At 74.1% G+C, this 729-nt stretch carries 1 protein-coding gene; it reads right to left on the bottom strand.

Features of this window, described 5'->3' with window-relative positions:
- Positions 1 to 729, bottom strand: a 729-nt coding sequence (locus tag SCWH03_RS28280) for an acyltransferase domain-containing protein (protein ID WP_173267775.1), incomplete at both ends; no start/stop codon positions are given.

The raw sequence follows: 729 nt of genomic DNA, 5'->3' as shown, positions 1-729 counted from the left end.
ACACCCCCGCCACATGCGCCGCCGCCACCTCCCCCACCGAATGCCCCGCCAGCAACCGAGGCCGCACACCGAACGACTCCAGCAACCGGAACAACGCCACCCCGACCGCGAACAACGCCGGCTGCGCCCGACCCGTCCGGTCCAGCGCCTCCCGGTCATCCCCCCACATCACCCCACGCAACCCCGGCTCAAGCCGGGCCAGCACCCCGTCGAGCGCCTCCGCGAACACCGGGAACCGCTCATACAACCCCCGCCCCATACCCAAACGCTGCGCACCCTGCCCCGAGAACAACACGGCGGGCTCGGGCTGCCCCGCCCGGCCCCGGGCGATCTCGGCGCCGTCCAGGAGGACCGCGCGGTGCTCGAACAGGGAGCGGCCGAGGAGGGAGTGCCCGATGTCGAGGGGATCGGCCTCCACGGCGCGCAGCCGCGAGAGTTGGGCGTCCAGTGCGGAGGCGGACTTGGCGGAGACGGTCCACACGGCCGGCGGTTGCGGGGTGTCGCGGTCGGCATCGGGGGCCGGATCCGGTTTCCTCCCGGACGGCTTCGGCCGGGGCGCCTCCTCCAGGATGACGTGTGCGTTGGTGCCGCTGAGGCCGAAGGACGACACGCCCGCGCGTCGCGGCCGGCCGCCGGCGGCCGGCCACGGCGTGTTCTCGGTGAGCAGCGACACCGCCCCCGCCGACCAGTCGACATGCGAGGACGGCTCGGTGACATGCAGGGTCACCG

The organism is Streptomyces pacificus (genome assembly GCF_011766325.1).
Lineage (GTDB): Bacteria > Actinomycetota > Actinomycetes > Streptomycetales > Streptomycetaceae > Streptomyces > Streptomyces pacificus.
This window is presented reverse-complemented; position numbering and strand designations above follow the sequence as displayed.